The sequence below is a fragment of the Salinimicrobium catena genome, from assembly GCF_900102915.1.
Classification (GTDB): domain Bacteria; phylum Bacteroidota; class Bacteroidia; order Flavobacteriales; family Flavobacteriaceae; genus Salinimicrobium; species Salinimicrobium catena.
In genome coordinates this window covers 461,272-483,566 of the sequence record NZ_FNGG01000002.1, presented here as the reverse complement: position 1 = coordinate 483,566, position 22,295 = coordinate 461,272, and the positions used below count along the sequence as shown (strand labels likewise).

Below are 22,295 nucleotides of genomic sequence, written 5' to 3'. Positions count from 1 at the left end.
AGGTTGTTCAAAAGAACAACCTCTTTCTCATTTCATTTTTCTTTTTCTGTGCGTCTTTTACATGTCGTTTTGATCGAGGGCCTTGTCATCCGCTTCAAGCAGGGCAAGGAACTTATCCAGGTTTGGAATGATCACGATGCGGGTTCTGCGATTCTTCGCACGATTTTCGGCTGTGTCATTGTCAACCAATGGTTTGTAACTGCTGCGTCCGGCTGCTATAAGCTTTTCCGGAGCCACATCAAACCTGTCCTGTAGCAAACGTACAATAGCAGTAGCTCTTCTCACACTAAGATCCCAGTTATCCACCAGGTAAGAATTCTCTACCATGGTTTGGGAATCTGTATGGCCTTCTACCATCACCTCCATGCTTGGTTCAGAATTGATCACATCTGCCAGTTTTTCAAGCAATGGATAGGCATCACGGCTCACCCTGTGGCTACCGCTTCTAAACAACAATTTGTCTGATACATTGATCATCACTACTGTTTTGTCTACAGTAATGTCAACATCTTCTGAAGCTCCGCCGCTTATTTGGTTTTTCAGGTTATAAGAAACCGCAAGATTAATAGAGTCTTCCAGGGTCTCGGCCTGCGCCAGTTCAGCCTGGTCTACATTCCTGAGAGTCTCACGCATCTTTCTTTTGTTCGCCTCAGACATCGCGGTAAGCTCATTGATCTCAAGTTTTTGATCATTCTCTTCTGTAAGTGAATTGATCTTGGCATTATAATCGGCTACTCTTTCTTCAATAGCGTTCAGGCGTTCTTCAAGTTCTTCTTTTTCTACCTGGGTCTTTTGCAGACTGCTTCGGGTATCGTTATAATCTTCTTCAAGTGCCACGTATTTCTTCTTGGACACACATGAAGTAAGTAAAGTCGCTGTAACTACCGTAACGGTAAGGATTCGTTTCATAATTTTAAAAATTTGTGTTTAAAGCTCATTTAGTATTTGGGTTATACATGCCTTTTAACGGGCTATTTTTTTCGAAAGTATGTAAAACCGTTTCCGGCTGCTTTAATTTTAACCTAACATTATTACTTAGGCGTTTCGGTTGCTAAAAAAGTCTTAATTAAATGGCTTCTTCAGGTTAAAGTTTTATCTTCTTGAGAAATAATTTGCAGGCAGAACAAGGGCTGAAGTGGGATTATACAGAATCCTTTGATTTTCAGGAATTAAATAAAGATTGGCATTCAATATTGCCTTTTTTTCCTTCCCCTGCAGTAAATTAAATCGAAAATTACAGAACCTGATTGGAACCAAAGAATACAGAAAAGAAGAAGAAAAAAAAGAAACACTCGGGCTTAAAGCTTTTTGGTAAGATCCTGCTCGGCATCTTCATTTTTCTCCTGTTAGTTATCCTTTTCATCCGCAGTCCATGGGGGCAGGGCATTATTGTAGACCGTATAGTTTCCTATATTTCGAATAAGACCGATACCCGGGTAGAAATAGACCGGTTGTTCATCACTTTTTCGGGAGACCTTTCTCTTGAAGGACTTTATATGGAAGATCAAAAAGGAGACACTTTGGTCTATTCACGCAGCCTGGAGGCCGATATCCCCCTTTGGCCTATCATACAGGGAGAGGGCATCTCTATAGATAACCTGGAATGGAGCGGCTTACGCGCCAAGGTCTCCAGGCAGGATACCATCCAGGGCTTTAATTACCAGTTCCTCTTGGACGCCTTTGCACCTGCAGACACCACAGTCACTGCGGCTACACCTAAAGATACTACGGCAGCTTCCATGAATTTCACTCTTGGCGATGTGGAGTTGAGCGATTTTAAGGTTGATTTCGATGATGAAGTGGCAGGTATTGACAGCAAGCTCAATTTAGGAAAACTCAAGGTTGAAGTTCAGGAATTCAAACTGGACAGCATGAATTTTGAAATTGGGGAGGCGCTGCTGGAAAATACCAGGTTCACTTATGAGCAAACCAAACCTTTTCCGGAATCAGAAGAACAAAAAGATCCTCCCATGCCTTCTTTTTCGGTTGGGAATCTTCAGATCAATGACGTTAGCGGAGATTACCAGTCTGTACCTGACGGAATTTTGGCCGATGTTAGCATTGATGACCTGATACTGGAGCTGCCGGTGGCCGACCTGGCTTCTCAAAAGGTCATCCTGGAGCGGTTCATGCTACGGAATTCTGTTGTTCTGGTTCAAACCACTACCTCTTCAGAAGGAAAGAAAGAAACCCCTGAAGAGCCAGTCCAAACTACACCTTTTGAATGGCCGCAATGGAATGTGACTGCTGAAGAGATCACCCTTAGCGGAAACCACTTTCAATACCTGAACAATGGCGCTACTCCACAGGAAGGAGTGTTCGATCCCAATGCTATAGATCTCCGGGACGTCAACCTGCAGGCAAATCATCTCGCACTTCAAGAAAGTCATGCTGAAGCCTACGTGCAAAAATTCAATTTTAGAGAGGCTTCAGGCCTGGATTTAAATAAACTTAATTTCGACCTCAATGTTTCCGATGAAAACCTGAGACTTTCCAATCTCGACCTGCATCTGAATGAGAACCGGGTAACCGGAAAAATGCGAATAGATTACCATTCCCTGGCCTCGTTCATTGAACGGCCCGAAGAGGCTTACGCGGCTGTAGATCTTCCGCAGTTTAAAATTGATTTTAATGATCTGTTCCTTTTACAGCCCGACCTAAAAAAGAATGAATACCTGGCCGCGTTGGGCAAAAAGGATCTTAGCGGGAATCTTTCCGCGGAAGGCAGGCTGGCAGAATTGAACATCAAAGACACCAGGGTACAATGGGGTGCGAATACTTCTATTGCAGCGGGAGGAACTTTATATAATACCACAGATCCTGAAAATCTTCGGTTTGACTTTCCCAGGATAAGAGCAGTTTCTACCCGGCAGGACCTGTTGAACTTCGTCAACGAAGCAGACCTGGGAATTCAGCTGCCAAAAGAGCTTCGAATAACGGGAGAAGTGAGTGGTTCCCCCGAAGATATTTCTGCAGATGCCGTGTTGACCTCTTCTTCAGGAGAGGTAAAAGTAGTCGGAAGGTTTGTGACCGCGCCGGGTATTGCCTTTGAAACTGATCTTGAGGTTACCAAACTTGATCTTGGGCAATTGCTGCAAAACCCTCAGTTGGGGCCGGTAAGCCTGGAAATGGAAGCGTCGGGTGCAGGGGCAAACATGAACAGCCTCGATGCCAATGTGCAGGCGAATATTTCCAGTTTTCTCTATAATGATTACGAATTCGCCAACCTTAACCTGGAAGGGGAATTGGAAGAAGGCGAAGGTTATGCCAATGTTAATTATAAGGACTCCAATCTCAACCTGAAGCTCGACAGCCACATCGTATTGGATTCCGTAGCACCCGAAATTTCTGCGCAGCTTGACCTTATAGGGGCAGACCTTCAGGCACTTGGCCTGGCCAAACGCCCGATAAATGCTGCCCTTAAATTGAATGGTACTTTTAAAGGAAATGCCAATGCATATGATGTTACGGCAAATATTACCGACGGCATAGCCGTTTATGATAATGACTCTTACCTGTTGGGAGATCTTGATATCCTGGCACACGTTCGGGAAGATACCACCTCCCTCAATGTTAATAACCGCATGCTGGACCTGCAGTTGCGCTCTAATGCCAGCCCCGTGGATTTCAGCAATGCGCTTATGAGGCATTACCAAAGTTACCTTTCAGAAAATGAGTTTTCAGATACTATTCAAAAGCCGGTAAACCTGGAATTAAATGCGCAGGTGAGTCCGACGCCTATACTGGACGAGGTACTGTTACCGCAACTGGAAGAGCTGGACACCATTAACATCAAAGTTGATTTTAAAGAGGAGCAAAGGGCGCTGGCCGCCACGGTGAACCTGCCTCATATCAAATACTTCGGAAGTGAGGTAGACAGCCTAAGGCTTAACCTGAATTCTGATAAGCAGGACCTTGTATTTAATTTTGGACTGAAAAGCCTTGATGCCGGTCCACTAGCCATAAAAGAAACTCTCCTGAAGGGAAACCTGGCAAACAGGGAACTGGAATTGGATTTCACCTCTTATTACAATGAAGAAGAACTTATGCACCTACGGTCATTAGTGACAAAAACAGATGATATCCTGCGCATTCATGTTGATCCTGAAGGACTGGTATTAAATTCCGCAGAATGGAATATAAGGCCTGAGAATGAGATCCTGATAGGCGAGGATTTTTGGACCTTCAATGATTTTGAACTTCAAAGGAATGATCAGCTGTTCAGGGTTAGTAACAATCTTCCTAATGTTCAGAAAGAGCATATAGGACTTGAATTTCAGAACTTCAAACTGGCTGCTTTGCTGTCCTATTTGAACCCTGAAGCAGTGCTGGCCTCCGGAAGGATGCAGGGAAATTTCGTCATTGAAGAACCTTTTGGCAGCACCGGAATGGTGGCCGACCTGCAAATAGATGATTTTGGGGTGATGGATGTGCCCCTGGGCGTGCTTAGTCTGGATGCCACCGCGGTGGGCAGCAGCAGGTATACCATCAATATGGCCTTAAAGGAAGGTGATGCAGATTTGGACCTTACCGGAACCTATGTCGCCAACGAAGAATCGGCAGAAATTGATCTTGAACTTTTGCTGAACGAGATCAAAATGAAGGTAGTTGAAGGTTTTGCGCCAGAGGTTTTAAACAGCACTTCCGGAAGTTTTTCCGGAGAGATCAATATCGACGGAACGGTGGCAGAGCCTGTCTACAACGGAAATCTGCATTTCAATGAGGCCGCTTTTACGGTAGCCACTCTCAATGCCCCCTTCGTATTGCCCGATGAAAATTTGCGGGTGGATAATGAGGGACTTTATATGGAGAACTTTACCATTCGGGACATGAACAATAATTCCCTGGTGCTGGACGGTTCCATACTCACCGAGGAACTGCTGAATCCTGAATTTGACCTGAGTTTTACGGCAGAGAACTTTACAGCTCTTAATTCTACAGAAGAAGATAATGATCTTTTCTACGGAGTCGTGGTCTTTGATGCCACTGGTTCCTTAACGGGTGACCTTGAGTTGCCTCAAATAGAACTGGACCTGGATATCAAAGAGGAAACCAATATGACCTATGTGATCCCCAAAGCTACCCTGGGAATTGAAGAGAGGGAAGGAGTGGTCGTTTTTGTGAACCGGGAGAATCCCGACAGGATCCTGACTCAGACCCAGAAAACCGAAGAAGGATTCAATTTTTCTGGCTTAAAGCTCAATTCCTATATCTCTCTTGAGGAAAATGCAACTTTCACGGTGGTTCTAAATCAGGATACGGGAGATCATATCCAGGCTTCGGGAGAAGGAGATTTGCTTTTTGACATCTATCCCAATGGCCGCACTACCATGTCTGGCCGCTTAGAGATCAATGACGGTTATTACGAAATGAGCCTTTACGACCTGGTAACCCGCCGCTTTGATCTTATGGACGGCAGCAGCATCGTGTGGGCAGGAGACCCTATGGATGCCGACCTCAATATCACAGCTGTTTACAGGGTAGAAACTTCGGCTTCCTCGCTCATGGCGCCGCAGATCACCGGGGCCGATATGGATGTGCAGCAACGCTACAGACAGGAATTGCCATTTTTGGTCTACCTGAACATTGACGGGGAGCTTACTCAGCCCAAGCTTTCCTTTGGACTGGATATGCCCGAAGACGAGCAAGGAGCTATCGGAGGACAAGTCTACGGAAGGATCCAGCAGGTGAACCAGCAGGAGAATGAATTGAACAAACAGGTCTTTTCCCTTTTGGTGCTCAACAGGTTCTTCCCTGATTCGGGAAGTGACGGCAGCGCGGGAGGTACCCTGGCTTTCGCACGTGATAATCTGAACGATGCCCTTTCTGACCAGCTGAACATCTTTTCTGACCGGCTTCTGGGAGAAACCGGCATAGATCTCAACTTCGGGCTGGATACTTATACAGATTACCAGGGTGATAGTCCGCAAGAAAGAACGCAGCTTGACATTTCTGCTCAAAAAAGCCTTTTGAACGACAGGCTTATAGTAAGTGTGGGTAGTGAGGTAGATCTTCAGGGCAGCAGCCAGGTAGAGGAGAGCAGCCCGGTGATTGGAAACGTGAGCATAGAATACCTGCTTACCGAGAACGGCCGATTCAGGCTTAAAGCCTTCCGCAGAAAATCCTACGAAAATGTCATTGACGGCCAGTTGATCATTAGCGGACTCGCCCTAATTTTCACTCAGGATTTCAACAAGTTCAATGAGCTATGGGACCAGATAGTAAAGGATGAGAAAAAGAATAAAGAGCAGAAAAAGGAATAAAGGAAATTGGAAATGCTGAAAACTACGGTTTATAAATTACTTTTTTTAGGGATGCTGATCCCGTTGATACATGCATGCAGTGTCAAACATTTTATTCCTGAAGGCAAACTGCTTTACACGGGAGCCGAAGTGGAATTGACCTCTGAAGATGAGATAGCCAATAAGAAGGAACTTCAATCTCAGCTGAAGGGTCTCATCACTCCCGAGCCGAATTCCAAGTTCCTCGGATCTCGTTTTGGGCTGTATTTCTATTATAAAGCTCAGAAGGAAAAGCCGGGTTTCATTAATAAATTCTTCAATAAAAGATTTGGGGAGGAACCGGTTTATCTTTCTGATGCAGATCCTTTCCAGACCGAAGAGATCCTTAAGAACCGCCTTGAGAACCGCGGATATTTCTTTAGCAGGGTCGACCATTCGGTAGAAGAGAACCAACAAAAAAAGACGGCCAAAGTATTCTACACCGCACGCCTGCCAGAAGAACCATACATTCTTGAAAGTTACCAGTTGGATAATGACTCCCTGCAGATCTTTAAGGAGATCAAAGAAACTTTACCCGATGCGGTTTTAAAAGAAGGAGAGCCTTTTAACCTTTCAATAATGAAACTGGAAAGGGAGCGGATTGACCGGGAGCTCAAGAAAAGGGGATACTACAACTTCAGTTCAAATTTTCTCATTTTCGAAGCCGATACCAATCAATACGACCGTAAAAAGTTTGATCTTTTCCTTCGGCTAAAGCAGGATGTTCCCGAAGCAGGAATTAAACCTTACAGGGTGAAGAGGGTAAATGTATATCCTAATTACGTGGTGGGAACCGATACCCTCAAAAGAGATTCCGTACGATATGAAGAGAAAAATTACATACAGAACGTGGAATTCTTTAAACCAAAATACCTGGACCCGTACATTCTTTTGGAGGAAGGTGAACTTTATGATCCTGCTGCTTCAAGCAAGACCAGCCGAAGATTAACCTCTCTGGGAGCGTATAAGTTCGTAAACATAAGATATGATGAGCTGGATTCCCTGAGCACCGACAGTCTTGGTTACCTGGAAGCCAACATCTTTCTTTCGCCTCTCAACAAAAGGTCGATACGGGCCGAACTGCAGGCGGTGACCAAATCAAATAATTTCGCAGGGCCTCACCTGGCGCTTACCTACACCAATCGCAACCTTTTTCATGGAGGGGAGATCCTGAACATTAGCGGAAAAGTTGGTTTTGAAAGGCAGCTGGCCAGTGGGAGCCAGGAAGGTCTTACCAGTACACAATTTGGTGTGGATACAGACCTGATCTTTCCGCGGATGTTGTTCCCGCTCAAGGTCAATAATGACTGGTTCAAATACTCCATCCCTAAAACCAAGATCAGCGCAGGTTTTGAATACCTGCACCGCAGCGATCTCTTCAGTCTTTTCTCGGTCACCGGAAGTTTTGGCTACATCTGGAGGGCCAATCGCTACGTTACTCATGAATTGAATCCATTTTCGGTCAATTACGTCAGACTTAGCAAAACCACAGAGACCTTTGATGATATCCTTAAAGCAAATCCTTTTTTACAAAGCAGTTTTGACCAGCAGTTCATCGCCGGGCTAACGTATTCTTTTATATACAATGGAATGGTGGACGTGAATAAAAAACATCAATTTTTCGCGAACACTAATTTCGATCTAGCCGGAAACACGCTTGATCTTCTAAGCAACGGGGAAACCCCAAAAAGATTTCTGGGGCTGGAATTCGCGCAGTATGTCAAGATCGATACTGATCTCCGGTATCATTTTCTTCTCACAGACCAGCAAAAGATCGCCACCCGACTCTTCGCCGGAATTGGAATTCCTTACGGTAATTCTGAAGTGATGCCCTTTAGCCGTCAATTCTTCGCGGGAGGACCTTACAGTGTGCGTGCCTTTAGGATAAGATCGCTAGGTCCGGGATCTTATGAACCCGATGAGGAGAACGTGGCGCATTACGACCAGGTAGGAAACATTCGTCTTGAAGCCAATGTGGAATATCGCTTCCCCATTTACCAGTTTCTGAAAGGCGCTGTTTTCGCAGATGCCGGAAACGTATGGAATACAAAAGAAACTACTCTTGAAGGAGGAAAATTCTCTTCAGACTTCATCAATGAACTCGGAATTGGAGTAGGGGCAGGACTCCGGATCGATATTCAAAGTTTTGTGATAAGGTTTGACCTTGCAGCACCCGTACATATTCCCTGGCTCCCTAAAGGCGAACGATGGGATTTCAGGTTTGATGAACCGGTATTGAACTTCGCGATAGGTTATCCCTTCTAATGCTGCATTTTTGTCCCGAAGCAAAGATCTCCGGCATCACCCAGTCCGGGTACAATATAACCCCTATCATTCAATTCTTCGTCAATCGTAGCGATCCACAAATGAGTATTTTCAGGAAATTCTGAAGCGATATACTCAATTCCCTCACGGGCTCCAATGACAGAAACCAGGTGTATGTTGGCAGGAGTGCCCATGCTTTCAAGAGCCTTCATCACGTTTACAAAAGAACGGCCGGTTGCCAGCATAGGATCAGCCAGAATGAGGGTTTTGTTCATCAGGGAAGGGGAAGCCAGATATTCTACCAGGATCTCGAACTTTTCATCGTTATCAGGATGGTGACGATATGCCGAAATGAAAGAATTTTCGGCATCATCAAAGTAGTTCAATAAGCCATTGTGAAGGGGTAACCCCGCCCGTAGGATCGAACAAAGAACGATCTCCTCTGCAGGCAGATCTACCGAGGCAGTTCCCAGGGGAGTGGTCACTGCTTTATCTTCGTATTTGAAGTTCTTGCTAAGTTCATAGCCCAAGATCTCTCCAAGCCTTTCGATATTTCTTCGGAAGCGCATACGGTCTCCCTGAATATCGGTGTCACGAAGCTGCGCAACGAACTTGTTGGCTACTGAATTGTTTTCTAAAAGGTGATGAATGTGCATGAGCGATAATAATTGATCCAAAGTTAAAAATAATTGAAGCTTCAGGCTCAAAAACTTGAAAATTATTGCACTTCAAAATGGAGAGTAGGCCGGTCTGAAGTTTTTAATTTCTGAATGCTTCTATTTTTCTGTCTGTAAAAATTCAGATTTAGGTAAAAAAATCTTAAATTTAAGATGTAATCTTCTTCCAAAGAGATGTTTGCAGAGGTGCTTCAGAAGGCATTCTTTCAAACGGGCAATTCAACAGGCATGGATCAAACAGAGAAATTTTTACGAAAGGTAAATATGGCGTTCCAGGAAGGCGACTCAGAATTTTTACTGAACTCTGTCACAGATGATTTCTGTTGGAACATTGTGGGTCAAAAACTGGTGGGAGGAAAATCAGAGTTTTCAGAAGCCATTGAACAGATGCACGCCACGCCAACCATGAAGATTCAGGTGAAGAATGTGATCATCAATAATAAAGATGCGATTGTAGAAGGTATTGTGATCGCCAGGAACCGAAAAGACCAGAAGAAATATTTCAGCTTTTGCGATGTCTTTACCTTAACCAACACCAGTGAACCAAAGATCAGGAAAATGCGCTCTTACGTGATAGATGTGAGTAAACATAAACAATACCGGGAAAACCCCGATTACTAAAAAAGGAACCACATAGGTTCCTTTTCTTTTTTAAAATTATTCCTTGTTACGGGTCTTTTCTGAAGGATCTTTATATTCTTCGGCTTTTTTACCCTTATATACGGTTTCTGATTGTGATTCGATATTATCATTCGAATTCGCCGATTCTTTTGGCCTTCGTTCCTTCTCTACATCATCTGCCTTGTTCTTTGTCGGGTTTAACTTCTTATCATCAAGCTCGGGTACATCAAGATCGGCCCCGGCGTAATCGATAGGCTCATCGCGGTCTTTAAAATAATCTCCCTTCTTCTCGTCTTCACTTTGGTTATTGAGCACTTTTTTATTTTCAGCAGTAATATCCGGGTTAAAAGGAAGATCTTTTGAGGCTTTTTCTCTTTCCTGTTCGTTCTTCTTCGGCATTTCTTCTTTCTTGGTCATAACATTTTATTTTTAATCAAATTACACAATAACAATCGCTGAATCAACCTTTTACCGGTTAAATTCCCGTTAAATGCGAACTTTTGAATTTCCGAAGAGAGATGATCCCGGGTAAAATTTGTTTAGAATGCGTAATTTTAGGACAGGTTTTTGATAATTATATCTTTCAGGAATCTATTACCGGACTCTATGATGAAAAAAGCAGTTTTTTTGCTGGGCGTTTCCATGATATCCACAGGCGCCTTTGCTCAATTAGATAAATCTACAACCACCGTGAAAGCGCCGGGAGAATTGTCGGCTCCGCAAACCGGGGAGGAAAGTTCTTCTTTGCTGAACAACAAAGGCAATCACAGTCTAAGTTCAAAGAAGGGCATGTTCAATATGTCTACACCCAGGCCTCTTGGCGAAGAAGAGAAAAAGAACTTCAGCATGCGAACCGATAATGGATTGATGAAGTATCAGCCTGAAAATTTTAAACCAAAAGCCTTCAAGGACAAGGAGATAAAGGAAGAATATAGGCGAGACCAATATCTTGGCGATCTGGTGACCGGCGGTAGTATTGTAGAGCTTTATTGCAGGGACCATGAGTATGTAGACGGTGATAAAGTAAGAATATGGGTAAACGGGGAGATCATTCACAACAGTGTCTCATTGGGTGCCGGTTTTTATCCTATTTTGGTAAGGCTGAACATGGGCTTCAACAACATTGAATTTGAAGCTTTGAACCAGGGAACTTCAGGCCCGAATACGGCTGAACTTCGGGTATATGATGAAAAAGGAGCTGAAGTCGCCCGAAAAGAGTGGAACCTGATGACCGGTGGCAAGGCCAATATGGTGGTCGTTAAACAGTAACTCCAGGTCTAAACATTCCCCTGAAAAAGGTTGTATATATTATATCCAAACAGCACGAGAATGGTCAACAGGGCCACTACAGTGGGAATAGGGATATTGTTGATATTCCCCCATACATGAAATGGCGCTTTATCTTCTTCATCGCGATTTTTATAGCGGTAGCGTAACAACGCGGCATTGACCATCCCAAAAACAATAAAAATAAAGATGTTGCTTATACTGGCAACGATCTTTAGATTACCAATAAGACCAAAGGCTATGGCTACAATACTAATGGCAATAATGGCATAATTGGGTGCATTTCCAATACCAGAAATGGTGGTGAATTTGCTCAGCCATTTGATATTGCTGTCCCTGGAAACATCATAGAGCAGGCGAGAGGTCCCTAAAATATTACTGAGAATGGTCTTGCTGGTGGCAAATAAAGCGATGATCACCAAAGCAGTTGCTCCTATCTTTCCTAACTTGGTTTCAATAACTGCCGCCAAAGGTCCGTTGGAATTAGACAGTTCTTCCCAGCCCATTACGCTCACTGCACTTATTGCGATCAAAACATAAATGATGAGCACGATGATCCCGCTGAGCAAAATGGCTTTCGGCATATTCTTTTTGGGCTTTTTGGTCTCTTCGGCCATTTTCACCAGGTCTTCAAACCCTATGTAGCTGAAGAAAATGAGAGCGCCACCTGCCAGCACTCCTGTCCAGCTCTTTTCATTCAGCTTAACAAGAGAAACCGAGCCCCAGTCGGGAACACTTACCACGATCACAGCCGCCAAACCTATCAGGGTCACCACAGTGGCAAAAGAATTATAATAACTGCTGTATTTAGCGCCTATGATATTGAAGAAGGCCATAAAGACAATGATGGCTATGATGATGATCCAGGAGGGAAAATTAACCAGCCGGCTAAGGTAATCGGCAAAACTTATGGAAATAGCCGCGGCTGCGACAATACCCGTAAAGGCCATAAAAATGGACATGAATAGAGCTGTTTTTGGCCCCAGACCTTGCTTGATATATTCAAAACTTCCTCCGGAATCCGGAAAACGGCTCACAAATTCGGCATAAGACAGTCCGGTTAACAGGGCCACCGTAGCGGCGACAACAAAACTCAACCACAACATGTTGCCGCTAAGACCGGCTGCCTGACCAATGATGGCATAGATCCCGGCACCTACAATGCCTCCAACCCCAAACATCAAAACATCCCAAAATCCCAAGCTTCTTTTTAATTCTTTTCCTCCCATAAGTGCGAATATCGGTTGCCTTTCTAATATAATTTTTAGAGCGAAATATTCCAGAGGTTTAACAGGAACTAAAGAAAAACATAACAATACTTAAGATGAGAGAAGGAGGTTAAATAAAAAACTCCGGAATGTACCGGAGTTTCAACAGACTTAAAAAGTAATTTTAATGAAGATCTTTCATAGATTTTATACTTGCCATAGTATTCCTCATTTCAGAAAGCTGATTTCGAAGTACGTCTTCTACCCGGGCGGGGAATCTGTTCTTTCGCAATTTTTCTTCATATTCATCCACACTGTTCTTTTCTCCTCTCAAACATTCCTCAAGCAGCATCTTATCGGTGTCCTTGCCTATGGAACTTTTAAGGTTTATCCATGTCCTGTGCAGGCTTCCCATTACAGACCCTTTATCTTTGGGATGTTCATTGAAGGAGTGTAGCAACTTGTCTATTTCGGTTGCAAAGTGGTTCTTTTGAACCACCTGCTTCTTAAAGAATTCCTTAAGGGTAGGGTTTTCTGCACGCTCTAAGGAGGTCCTGTAATCCTTTTCAGCATCATAATTCTTTTCAAGTAATACCTGAAGGCTATGAGCTAATTTTACGTGGCTTTCTTCCCGGGCTGATTCTCTTGTAGTTTTCATGAGGCTAAATTTTTAAACACACCTATAAATATACGAATTAGCTGTCTCATTTTGAAGCGACAACGAATAATTTTATCCTGCAATCATTTGAAGTTTAGAGATTTATACCAGAAGTAAAGAAGCTCGTAAAGTCGCGGTATTTTTTGTATTTTAGAAGGAAAACCCCAACCTATGAAAAAAGTGCTTGTTGCTATTGATTATAATCCTGTCTCTGAAAAGGTGGCCAATGCCGCCCTTGAACTGGCAGATTCCATGGATGTTGAGATCTGTCTTCTGCATGTCCTGGCCGAAGTAAGTTATTACGGGGCAGATTATCCCACCTTTTTAGGATACGATGGTTATACTGCCATGGGGCCAGATCTCAATATGGCTATGGAAATGCGTAAGGTAGCCGAAGAATTCCTGGAAAAAGCGGCAGGGCATCTTGATCATCCGTCGGTCACCACGCATTTAACTGAAGGAGATACCGCAGGGGCCATTTTGGAATATGCTGAAGAATGGAACGCCGATCTTATCGTAATGGGCACGCACAGCCATTCTGTGCTGGAAAAACTACTAATGGGAACGGTAGCCGAAAAAGTACTTGAAAAGACCAAGGTGCCGGTGTATATGGTGCCTGTAAAGAAATAGATCATTAACTTAAACAGAAACAATGACATTATTTAAGCCCGGTATTTCTTTTTCCTGAAAAAGAAAACCTAACTTTGCATAAACAACAGTTACTGAATAAATTTTTCGGCAAATTCTCTCCCTTTTCCAATCATGTATTTAGTAGTTGAGCAAAACTTATAACATTTTAACTACGAATTAATTTCAATGGCCAAATCACAGCAATCTTACAACAAATCTGAAAAGGAAAAGAAGAAACAGAAGAAGCGGGAGGAAAAGAAAAAGAAGAAAGAAGAGCGCAAAGCAGGAGGGGAGTCCACTCCGGAATTTGTGTATGTAGATGAATTCGGAAATCTTACCGATACGCCTCCAGATCCTTCCAAAAAGGTAGAAGTAGATCCTGAAGATATTGAGATAGGTGTTCCCAAGAAAGAGGAATCTGAAGAAGAACCTGATTTCAGAAATGAAGGAAAGGTATCCTTTTTTGACCACAGCAAAGGCTTTGGGTTCATCATCGACAATAAGACCGGGGAAAAATATTTCGTTCACGTCACCGGACTTCTGGATGAGATCACAGAAAATGACCTGGTAAGCTTCGAACTGGAGCGAGGACCACGAGGCATGAATGCCATTAGGGTCTCTAAGATCTAAATTGAAACTGATAATTTCAGCATAAAAAAAGCGGCCAGATACGGCCGCTTTTTTATTTCCTTTTTGCTGGTTCCTTAACCCTTTAACCAGGCATGTCTCAGTTCTATCTGCTCATCACTGGCACCCGGAATTTCTGTTAAACGCATACCAGGAGCGGTAGGCTCAGAAATCTTGGCTTCCAGAGTGCTCTCTTCCCCGTCTCTTTCTACTACCATGCTGATATCTTCTCCTTCTTTCCACTGCATAGAGATGGTGATAAGATCATAGATGTTCTCGCGGCTGTACTGCGTGCCGTTGATGCTCTTTATTTGATCTCCTTTTTGAAGCCCAAGCTCCTTATGAAATGAGTTGAGTTCAATGTCATTTCTCATAAAGATATTCCCGTTTTGATCAAGAGTAATGTACGGGGAAGCCTGATCTTTTAAAAAGAATCCTACCGGCACCTGCGCCTCTTCAAAATGAAGTCCAACTTTCTGAAAAAATTGTTCATAAGGAATAGGGGTAGGACCGCTTACATACTTATCAAAGAACTCTCTGATCTGCGGATAGGTCATCTCCACTATGGTTGGGATCAACTTATCATCCTCAAACGGCCTGTCTTTCCCATATTTCTCAGTAAGTTTTTTCATGAGGTCCAGGATGCCCATCCTGCCGTCGCTTAGCTCTCTAAGGCGAATATCCAAAGCCATTCCTATTAAAGCACCTTTTTGATACACATTGTAATAGCTTTCCTTATAGCCTTCCTCAAGAATGTTTTCACTCATTTCGGTAAAAGGCATGGTATCATCAAAATTTCTGGCTGTGGTGATCTTTTCATACATTCTGCGATAAAAATCTTCAGGCTGGATCAACCCCTGGTTCACCTGGAAAAGATTCGCGAAATATTCCGTCACACCTTCATACATCCACAAATGTTTTGACATCTTTGGATCATTATAATCAAAGTAATGGATCTCGTTTGAATGTACTCCCAGCGGAGTAACAATGTGGAAAAATTCATGGGAAACTATATCGATCATGTTCTTCTCGAGTTCCTCTGCACTCATCATTTCAGGAAGAACTACCACTGTGGAGCTATGATGCTCTAACGCACCAAAATTTCCCGCGTCACCTTCACCCGGGGAAGCTGATAAATACAAAAGAATGGCATACTTCTGAGTATCATCTACATCACCCAAAAACCTTTTTTGAGCAGAGATCATCCTTTCCATAGCAGGCTTGATATCCTGTGCCGAAAATTTACCGCTTGGAGAATATACGTCCAAAAGTACTTCCATATCCTGTACCTTGAAACTTGCCGTGTCGGGTTCGGCATACATGATAGGATTATCCATTACCTCAAAATAACGGTTCAGGGAATAAACATCTGTCACGTAATTCCCTGCTTCCGAAGGAATGCTTTGAGCTATATTCAAGGCGCTTCCCGCGATAAGATCTGCAGGACGCTTGACCTCCAGGCGGTATGCCTTTTCTTTCATTCCTTCAAAATATCCCACGAACCCATGGAGGTTAAGCAGGAAATTTTGTCCTTTAAGGATATTTGTACCCGCCATGGAATAGATGCCGCCCTCGCCGGGCACATCAAAAGTATCATTGGTCCAGTAAGTGATCTTATCCAGTTTTTTAGAGTTTGGAATGCTCCAGCTATTCTTGTCCCTTTTGATCACTTCAAGTTCCCGGCCTTTGTAGTCATAGGCTTTAAGATCTTCGGAATACTTCCCGTAATTGGAGGTGCTGTACGTTCCCGGAACAGTTTTGGGGATATAGAACACTGTGGAGTCTGAGGTGAATTCCGAAGGATCTATGGTGACCATAACCCGGTCATCCTGCACGTTTACCAGGTCGATTTCCGTGATTATGGGTTGTTCGCCGGTTGCGGTGTTTTGTGTGGTTTTACAGGCATAAAGGCTGACCGAAAGGGCCAGGGCATAAAGTACTTTCTTCATTTGATCTCTTTATTTTTTATATAAGACTTCAATCCTCCTTAATTGTTACAAATGTATGTCGCTTCAAAGAGCATGAAATAAGAGAACGACAAGATTACCGCAAAATTTCATGACATTGATCAGTTTTAGCTGCTAAAGATCCAAAAATGCTAAAATTTACCGTAATAATTTAATAATTTAATTGCTGGTAATCACTAAATTTAAGAGTCACTAAAGCCGATTGAAAAATGCAAATTCTTTCCAGACTTCCATTCTTCTTTTCGATCGGTTCATTCCAATCCATTCTTGTTCCACCTAAATTCCAAAGCAATGAAAATTTACGATGATAAGCACATCAAGAACGTGGTCTTTGTTGGCGCCCACAACAGCGGTAAGACCACCCTTGCAGAAACGATGTTGTTCGAAGCAGGTTTGATCAACAGACGCGGTACCGTTGAAGGAAAGAATACAGTTGCAGACTATCATGAAATTGAACATGAAAAAGGAAATTCTGTCTTTGCGACGCCCCTGCATACAGAATGGCGAAATTACAAGATCAATATCATAGACACTCCGGGTCTGGATGACTACATTGGTGAGATCATTTCTTCAATACGGGTTGCAGACACCATCGTGACGGTCTTGAACGGCCAATATGGAGTGGAGGTGGGAACAGAGATCATCTGGAACTATATCAATAAGTATCACAAACCCACTGTATTTGTAATTAACCAGATAGATCATCCGGGGCTGAACTTCGAGAACAGTTTCAAGAGCATTACATCTTTGGTAGGGAACAATGCCGTCAAGATCCAGTATCCGTTGATCGTAGATGGTGCCCAATGCATTATAGATGTACTAAAAATGAAGATGTACAAATTTTCTTCGGAAGGTGGGAAGCCGCAAAAGTTATCCATTCCTGATGACCAAAAAGAAACGGCGAATGTACTTCACAATGAATTAGTTGAAAAAGCCGCCGAAAATGATGAGGAACTAATGGAATTGTTCTTCGAGAAAGGAACATTGAGTGAAGATGAAATGAGAAAAGGCATCAAAGCCGGAATGCTAAATTACGACCTTTTCCCGGTCTTCTGCATGTCTGCGCTCAATGATATGGGAAGCGGAAGATTAATGGGCTTCATTGATAATGTCGCTCCTTCAGCTGGCGACCTTAAATCTGAACAAAGTGTAGAAGGTAAAGAGATCATTCCAGAGAAGGATAAAACTCCGGTACTTTTCGTATTTAAGACTGTCCATCAACCAAATCTCGGACAGATCACCTTCTTTAAAGTAAAAAGTGGAGAAGTAAAAGTGAATGACAAACTGGTAAATCAAAGAAATGGAGAAATGGAAGTTTTGAACCAGTTGTTCATTATGGACGGGAAAGAAAGAAACCCGGTACAGAAGCTTACAGTGGGCGATATTGGAGCAACATTGAAGTTGAAATATACCGAAACCAATGATACCCTGAGTTCCCAGGATTCACAATTGACCGTAAAACCTATACAATATCCACAAACCAGGATCAGGCGGGCTGTTTTTGCCGAAAATTCAAAGGATGAAGAGAAACTCAGTGACGCTTTAAAGAAGATCAGGAGCCAGGACCCTACTGTAGAAATAACTTTCTCGAATGAATCCAGACAGATGATCCTTGCCTGCCAGGGAGAGCTACACCTTAACACAATTGACTGGCTGCTAAAGAATATTTATGGGGTCGATGCCCGTTTTGAAAGACCAAAGATCTCCTTCAGGGAGACCATTCAACGTGCGGCTGCTTCCAATTACCGCCATAAGAAACAGTCAGGTGGCTCTGGCCAGTTTGCCGAAGTTCATTTAAAGATCGAACCCTGGAAAGAAGGAATGCCAGAGCCGGAAGGTTTTAATATCCGTGGAAAAGAGGAGGTAGATCTGCCATGGGGCGGAAAGCTCGTCTTCTATAATTGTATAGTAGGAGGGGTGATAGACCAGAGGTATTTGCCTTCAATTATGAAAGGAATATTAGAAGTAATGGAAGAAGGACCTTTAACGGGTTCATACATTCGTGATGTACGGGTAATGGTGTATGACGGAAAGATGCACTCTGTGGATTCAAACGACATTTCCTTCAAAATAGCAGGAGCACATGCCTTTAAAGAGGCATTTTTAAACGCCAATCCTAAATTGCTGGAACCTACTCTTAACCTCACCGTAAAAGTGCCTGAGGATATGGTAGGAAATGTGATGACCGAACTGCAGACAAGGCGGGCAATAATCCAGGGAATTGAAAGTTCAGATCATCATCAGATCCTGAAATGCATTGCTCCCGAAGCTGCATTGTACGGTTTCTCGACAGACCTGAGGTCACAAACAAAGGGTAGAGCTACCTTTAAAACTCAGTTCAATGGTTACCAGGCTGTTCCACCGAACATTCAGAACGAACTGGTAAACAAAAAGGAACTCGTAAAATAAAAATAACAAATGGAATTTTTCAAAATAGTTGATCTCCAGACTTCCGAAGTAAAACTTCAAGAATGTCTTTCCCTGGAAAATTTGGATACCTACAGTAGTGACCTTTTCCCTCTTCAAAAAGTTGAAAAGGACCGAGTGCAAATAGGAGGGATATGGGGAGAGTTTACCTTGATGCATCAAAGTATTTCGGGAGGAGTTCGTTTCGCCTTAAAAGAATGTCCAAATGCCCTTGCCTGGACGGTCACCACAGGATTTCCCCCAAAAGAAAAGAAGGTAGTGATCCATCTAACGGTTAACCGCAAGGAGAGAGAACCAGAATTCATAGAAGAAATCCGGGAATTTATGGAAGATCTTTCCGAAGGAATTCTCAAAGCACTGATGGAAAGAGAATCGGCATTAACGAGCTGAAAACCAAATAAAAAACCCTTAAATAGAGGTTTATGACCCGGGACATTCTGTTTACCAATGTCCTGGGTTATTTATTTTCTATAACTTCCTTCAAAATACTAAGACATGGCTCTCAACTTGGATTTAATACAGGCGCAACTCAATGAAATGAAAGAGTATATTTCAGAAAAAGATATAAAGAATTCTTCTGTTTCAAGTGCTCCTGTAGAGTGGCATCTGTCGCACAGCCTTAAGGTTATCAACAATATCATCTCCAGCCTGGAGTCATCAGATCCAGGCAATTTTAAAAAAGAATTCAGTTTTTGGAAAGTGGTCATATTTCTTACCAGAAAAATTCCGCGGGGAAGGGCACGTTCTCCCAAGGCAGTTCTTCCTCCTGAAGATATCACTCTAGAGCATCTGAAAGGGGAGTGGTCAAAGGCCAAACAGAATGTTAGTCTGATAAATTCCTTTCCGGGAAAAGCACATTTTGAACATCCCTATTTTAAGCACCTTGACAGGAACCAAACCAAGAAATTTCTGGAGATCCATACAGAACATCACTTGAAGATCATTAGAGAGATACTCGAAAAAGGGTAATTAGGTTGATTAGGAATAGTAACTGTACAAGAAGTTATTGAATTTTTAGTATTTTTTACTGAAGATAATATGTGAAATATATGAAAATAGCTACATACAATGTAAATGGAATAAACGCCCGATTGCCGGTACTGCTGAAGTGGCTAAAAGAAGAAGCTCCAGATGTTGTCTGTCTGCAGGAGTTGAAAGCCCCAATGGAAAAGATACCCGAAAAAGCCATTACAGAGGCCGGATATAACGCCATATGGCACGGCCAGAAAAGATGGAACGGAGTGGCTATCCTGGCAAAAGACCTTCATATTGAGGAACTAAGGCGCGTTTTACCAGGTGATCCTGAAGATGAACAAAGCCGCTATATCGAAGCCAGGGTAAACGGACTGCATATTTGTTGTCTGTACCTGCCGAATGGCAATCCGGCGCCGGGGCCAAAATTCGATTATAAGATGCTTTGGCTGGAAAGATTGAAAAAAAGGGCCGCGGAATTGCTTGAATCCAAAGATCCTGTGGTGCTTACCGGGGATTTCAATATTATTCCAACCGAAAATGACGTCTTTAAACCCGAACGCTGGGTAGACGATGCATTATTCAGGCCTGAAGTACGAGCTGTGTATAGCGAGCTCCTAAAAAGTGGATGGACAGATGCCATTCGAAAACTTCATCCAATGGAAACCATTTATACTTTCTGGGATTATTTCAGGAATGCTTTTGTTCGCAATGCAGGCCTACGTATCGATCATTTCCTTTTAAGCCCCGGACTTGATAAACTATTAAAGAAAGCTGGCGTTTCAGCAGATGTACGTGGCTGGGAAAAGACCAGTGATCATGCACCGGTTTGGATAGAATTAGATCATAAGAAGTAAGGCATTGGAAGTATTTATGTAGTGACAGCCCTCTTCTCATAAATATATCTATTGCACTATAATTTATATTATGTAAAATAGAATATTTAGAAGTAATGGAAAGAATAACCTTTTCACTCCACCTTTAAATGATTAAGAAGATTATGTAAATGATTAAGAAGATTATGATCTTTCTACCGTTCCTCTTCTGTTCCTGTTGATTTTCCTTTTACGATTCCTCTATAAGAAATAGAATTTCTTTCGGAACTTGTTACATGAGTTGACGCGTTACCATTTGGAAATAATGTGATCCTGAAATTGTAGTTTTCGGTGCCTTCTTCAGCTTCGAATGTGATTTCTATTTTTGATTCATCATTAGCCTCATCTATCTCCAGATCTTCAGCCACGCCTTTATATTTTATTCCCCCTTCACGGCCGCCATAATCACCTCCCATATGCCGCACTCCAAAATATGGCAGAAACAGGTCTACACTGTCATTTTTCATCCTGAGATAATTCGGATTACTCAGTAGGTCTATCATGCTGCCACTCACCGGATACGCCCACTGGTTCTCTATTTCAAATTCCCCGTTATAAACTGCTTCCCTTAACTCTTGATAATCATTGATCTGGGTAAAAGCTGACTTCTTTCCACTTCCGCAGGAGATCAGCAACATCAGCAGCACGGGTAAGAAAAATATCTTGATTGCCCTGTTTCCTTTATGCATTTGTATGTTAGTAAGATTCATCGCACTTAATTTATATCTTAATTTAAGAAATTTGAAGCACTTGCAACTTGATAATCACTTTAAAATCACATTCCTCCCTCCTTTCATATATTAAATCTTTGTAAAACCCGTTTTTCTGCCTCTGCTGTTCCTTTATAATATTGTAATTTTCTAAAAAAAGCATATTTGTGGCAGCAGGAGGATCAAAAATTGCGATTTACGGCGCTATTGGAGCAAACACTTTAATTGCCGTGAGCAAATTCATCGCGGCCTCTTTCACCGGCAGTTCTGCTATGATGGCTGAGGGCATTCATTCCCTCGTTGATACCGGTAACGGGTTGCTCTTGCTCCTGGGAATAAAAAGATCTAAACAAAAACCCGATGACATGCATCCTTTTGGGTACGGGAAAGAAGTCTATTTCTGGAGTTTCGTGGTAAGTGTACTCATCTTCGCCCTGGGCGGTGGTTTCGCTCTTTACGAGGGTATTCATGCTCTTCAGGATCCGCATGTAATTGAAGATCCTGCCTGGAACTACGGAGTTCTTTCCGCAGCTATACTGTTTGAAGGCATTGCTCTCTATATGGCGCTCAAGACCTTCAATAAATCCCGAAAGAACAAGCGAAATCTCATAAGGAACATTATTAAGAGTAAAGATGCGGCCACTTTTGCAGTGATCATTGAAGACACAGCAGCTGTGATCGGATTGTCCATTGCCCTCTTAGGGGTTTTTCTCTCACAGCAGCTTCAAAATCCATACATTGACGGGGGCGCGTCTGTATTGATTGGTTTGCTCCTGCTGGGAGTCGCCACCTTCCTGGCCCACGAAAGCAAAGGTTTGTTACTGGGTGAAAGCGCTACCCCCGAAACCATATCGGTGGTTGAAAAGATCCTGTCAAAAAATATAAATATTAAAGACTGGAACCTGCCCCAGACCATGCATTTTGGACCAAATAATATTCTGCTCGTTCTAGAGATAGACTTGATTGATGAACTCAACCTGGAACAGGCAGAGCGCACCATGGAAAGCCTGCGCCTTGAGATCAAGCACCAACAGCCCAAGATCAAGCAGGTTTATATTCAAACCACAGACCTTAGTTCAAGAGCTTGATC

18 protein-coding genes are annotated in these 22,295 nt (G+C 42.9%); 11 read left to right on the top strand and 7 right to left on the bottom strand.

Features of this window, described 5'->3' with window-relative positions:
* Positions 1–57: 57 nt before the first annotated feature.
* Positions 58–909, bottom strand: coding sequence for an OmpA/MotB family protein (locus BLS64_RS06675; RefSeq protein WP_093112729.1), 852 nt, complete (start codon positions 907–909; stop codon positions 58–60).
* Positions 910–1,247: 338 nt separating this feature from the next.
* Here BLS64_RS06675 and BLS64_RS06670 point away from each other — a divergent pair, with 338 nt between their 5' ends.
* Positions 1,248–6,263 carry a translocation/assembly module TamB domain-containing protein gene (locus BLS64_RS06670; RefSeq protein ID WP_093112728.1) on the top strand — a complete coding sequence of 1,672 codons (5,016 nt, stop codon included), beginning with the start codon at positions 1,248–1,250 and terminating at the stop codon, positions 6,261–6,263.
* A gap of 12 nt (positions 6,264–6,275) precedes the next feature.
* Entirely contained in the window at positions 6,276–8,546 is a 2,271-nt protein-coding gene (gene tamL, locus BLS64_RS06665; protein ID WP_093112727.1) for a translocation and assembly module lipoprotein TamL, read from the top strand.
* Here the strand turns inward: tamL and upp are convergent.
* Complete coding sequence (upp, locus tag BLS64_RS06660; protein ID WP_093112726.1) at positions 8,543–9,202, bottom strand: uracil phosphoribosyltransferase; 660 nt, start codon at positions 9,200–9,202, stop codon at positions 8,543–8,545. The genes tamL and upp overlap by 4 nt on opposite strands.
* Positions 9,203–9,487: 285 nt before the next feature.
* Between upp and BLS64_RS06655 the strand changes: the two genes are divergently transcribed.
* The gene (locus tag BLS64_RS06655) at positions 9,488–9,844 is read left to right on the top strand and encodes a nuclear transport factor 2 family protein (RefSeq protein WP_176763439.1); all 357 of its coding nucleotides are present in this window, start codon (positions 9,488–9,490) and stop codon (positions 9,842–9,844) included.
* A 36-nt stretch (positions 9,845–9,880) separates the two neighbouring features.
* On the opposite strand, the gene BLS64_RS06650 is transcribed toward BLS64_RS06655, so the two are convergent.
* Complete coding sequence (locus BLS64_RS06650) at positions 9,881–10,261, bottom strand: hypothetical protein (RefSeq protein WP_093112724.1); 381 nt, start codon at positions 10,259–10,261, stop codon at positions 9,881–9,883.
* 189 nt (positions 10,262–10,450) lie between these two features.
* Here BLS64_RS06650 and BLS64_RS06645 point away from each other — a divergent pair, with 189 nt between their 5' ends.
* On the top strand, positions 10,451–11,113 hold the full coding sequence (locus BLS64_RS06645) for a hypothetical protein (protein ID WP_093112723.1): 663 nt from the start codon (positions 10,451–10,453) through the stop codon (positions 11,111–11,113).
* 8 nt (positions 11,114–11,121) lie between these two features.
* On the opposite strand, the gene BLS64_RS06640 is transcribed toward BLS64_RS06645, so the two are convergent.
* Entirely contained in the window at positions 11,122–12,360 is a 1,239-nt protein-coding gene (locus tag BLS64_RS06640; protein ID WP_093112722.1) for an APC family permease, read from the bottom strand.
* Positions 12,361–12,523: 163 nt separating this feature from the next.
* Positions 12,524–12,997 (bottom strand): ferritin-like domain-containing protein, encoded by a 474-nt coding sequence (locus tag BLS64_RS06635; RefSeq protein WP_093112721.1) that lies wholly within the window; start codon positions 12,995–12,997, stop codon positions 12,524–12,526.
* A gap of 171 nt (positions 12,998–13,168) precedes the next feature.
* Here BLS64_RS06635 and BLS64_RS06630 point away from each other — a divergent pair, with 171 nt between their 5' ends.
* Together BLS64_RS06630 and BLS64_RS06625 are read left to right on the top strand one after the other, a co-directional pair.
* On the top strand, positions 13,169–13,627 hold the full coding sequence (locus tag BLS64_RS06630; protein WP_093112720.1) for a universal stress protein: 459 nt from the start codon (positions 13,169–13,171) through the stop codon (positions 13,625–13,627).
* 186 nt (positions 13,628–13,813) lie between these two features.
* Positions 13,814–14,257 carry a cold-shock protein gene (locus BLS64_RS06625; RefSeq protein ID WP_093112719.1) on the top strand — a complete coding sequence of 148 codons (444 nt, stop codon included), beginning with the start codon at positions 13,814–13,816 and terminating at the stop codon, positions 14,255–14,257.
* 74 nt (positions 14,258–14,331) lie between these two features.
* Here BLS64_RS06625 and BLS64_RS06620 read toward each other — a convergent pair whose 3' ends face one another.
* Positions 14,332–16,203: a M61 family metallopeptidase gene (locus BLS64_RS06620; RefSeq protein ID WP_093112718.1), complete on the bottom strand. Its 1,872-nt coding sequence runs from the start codon at positions 16,201–16,203 to the stop codon at positions 14,332–14,334.
* A 309-nt stretch (positions 16,204–16,512) separates the two neighbouring features.
* Here BLS64_RS06620 and BLS64_RS06615 point away from each other — a divergent pair, with 309 nt between their 5' ends.
* From BLS64_RS06615 to xth, 4 genes are all read left to right on the top strand, one after another.
* Entirely contained in the window at positions 16,513–18,630 is a 2,118-nt protein-coding gene (locus BLS64_RS06615; protein ID WP_093112953.1) for an elongation factor G, read from the top strand.
* Between the two features lie 9 nt (positions 18,631–18,639).
* The gene (locus BLS64_RS06610; protein WP_093112717.1) at positions 18,640–19,038 is read left to right on the top strand and encodes a hypothetical protein; all 399 of its coding nucleotides are present in this window, start codon (positions 18,640–18,642) and stop codon (positions 19,036–19,038) included.
* A gap of 105 nt (positions 19,039–19,143) precedes the next feature.
* Positions 19,144–19,617, top strand: a complete 474-nt coding sequence (locus BLS64_RS06605) for a hypothetical protein (protein WP_093112716.1) — start codon at positions 19,144–19,146, stop codon at positions 19,615–19,617.
* Between the two features lie 80 nt (positions 19,618–19,697).
* On the top strand, positions 19,698–20,477 hold the full coding sequence (xth, locus tag BLS64_RS06600) for an exodeoxyribonuclease III (protein WP_093112715.1): 780 nt from the start codon (positions 19,698–19,700) through the stop codon (positions 20,475–20,477).
* Positions 20,478–20,650: 173 nt separating this feature from the next.
* On the opposite strand, the gene BLS64_RS06595 is transcribed toward xth, so the two are convergent.
* Complete coding sequence (locus tag BLS64_RS06595) at positions 20,651–21,205, bottom strand: DUF4251 domain-containing protein (protein WP_093112714.1); 555 nt, start codon at positions 21,203–21,205, stop codon at positions 20,651–20,653.
* A 167-nt stretch (positions 21,206–21,372) separates the two neighbouring features.
* Here BLS64_RS06595 and BLS64_RS06590 point away from each other — a divergent pair, with 167 nt between their 5' ends.
* The gene (locus tag BLS64_RS06590; RefSeq protein ID WP_093112713.1) at positions 21,373–22,293 is read left to right on the top strand and encodes a cation diffusion facilitator family transporter; all 921 of its coding nucleotides are present in this window, start codon (positions 21,373–21,375) and stop codon (positions 22,291–22,293) included.
* Positions 22,294–22,295: the final 2 nt, after the last annotated feature.

Bases quoted from the DNA above. Each gene is read 5' to 3' on its own strand.
- BLS64_RS06675 (WP_093112729.1), bottom strand. From the start codon at position 909: ATGAAACGAATCCTTACCGTTACGGTAGTTACAGCGACTTTACTTACT.
- tamL (WP_093112727.1), top strand. From the start codon at position 6,276: ATGCTGAAAACTACGGTTTATAAATTACTTTTTTTAGGGATGCTGATC.
- upp (WP_093112726.1), bottom strand. From the start codon at position 9,202: ATGCACATTCATCACCTTTTAGAAAACAATTCAGTAGCCAACAAGTTC.
- BLS64_RS06655 (WP_176763439.1), top strand. From the start codon at position 9,488: ATGGCGTTCCAGGAAGGCGACTCAGAATTTTTACTGAACTCTGTCACA.
- BLS64_RS06650 (WP_093112724.1), bottom strand. From the start codon at position 10,261: ATGACCAAGAAAGAAGAAATGCCGAAGAAGAACGAACAGGAAAGAGAA.
- BLS64_RS06645 (WP_093112723.1), top strand. From the start codon at position 10,451: ATGATGAAAAAAGCAGTTTTTTTGCTGGGCGTTTCCATGATATCCACA.
- BLS64_RS06640 (WP_093112722.1), bottom strand. From the start codon at position 12,360: ATGGGAGGAAAAGAATTAAAAAGAAGCTTGGGATTTTGGGATGTTTTG.
- BLS64_RS06635 (WP_093112721.1), bottom strand. From the start codon at position 12,997: ATGAAAACTACAAGAGAATCAGCCCGGGAAGAAAGCCACGTAAAATTA.
- BLS64_RS06630 (WP_093112720.1), top strand. From the start codon at position 13,169: ATGAAAAAAGTGCTTGTTGCTATTGATTATAATCCTGTCTCTGAAAAG.
- BLS64_RS06625 (WP_093112719.1), top strand. From the start codon at position 13,814: ATGGCCAAATCACAGCAATCTTACAACAAATCTGAAAAGGAAAAGAAG.
- BLS64_RS06620 (WP_093112718.1), bottom strand. From the start codon at position 16,203: ATGAAGAAAGTACTTTATGCCCTGGCCCTTTCGGTCAGCCTTTATGCC.
- BLS64_RS06615 (WP_093112953.1), top strand. From the start codon at position 16,513: ATGAAAATTTACGATGATAAGCACATCAAGAACGTGGTCTTTGTTGGC.
- BLS64_RS06610 (WP_093112717.1), top strand. From the start codon at position 18,640: ATGGAATTTTTCAAAATAGTTGATCTCCAGACTTCCGAAGTAAAACTT.
- BLS64_RS06605 (WP_093112716.1), top strand. From the start codon at position 19,144: ATGGCTCTCAACTTGGATTTAATACAGGCGCAACTCAATGAAATGAAA.
- xth (WP_093112715.1), top strand. From the start codon at position 19,698: ATGAAAATAGCTACATACAATGTAAATGGAATAAACGCCCGATTGCCG.
- BLS64_RS06595 (WP_093112714.1), bottom strand. From the start codon at position 21,205: ATGAATCTTACTAACATACAAATGCATAAAGGAAACAGGGCAATCAAG.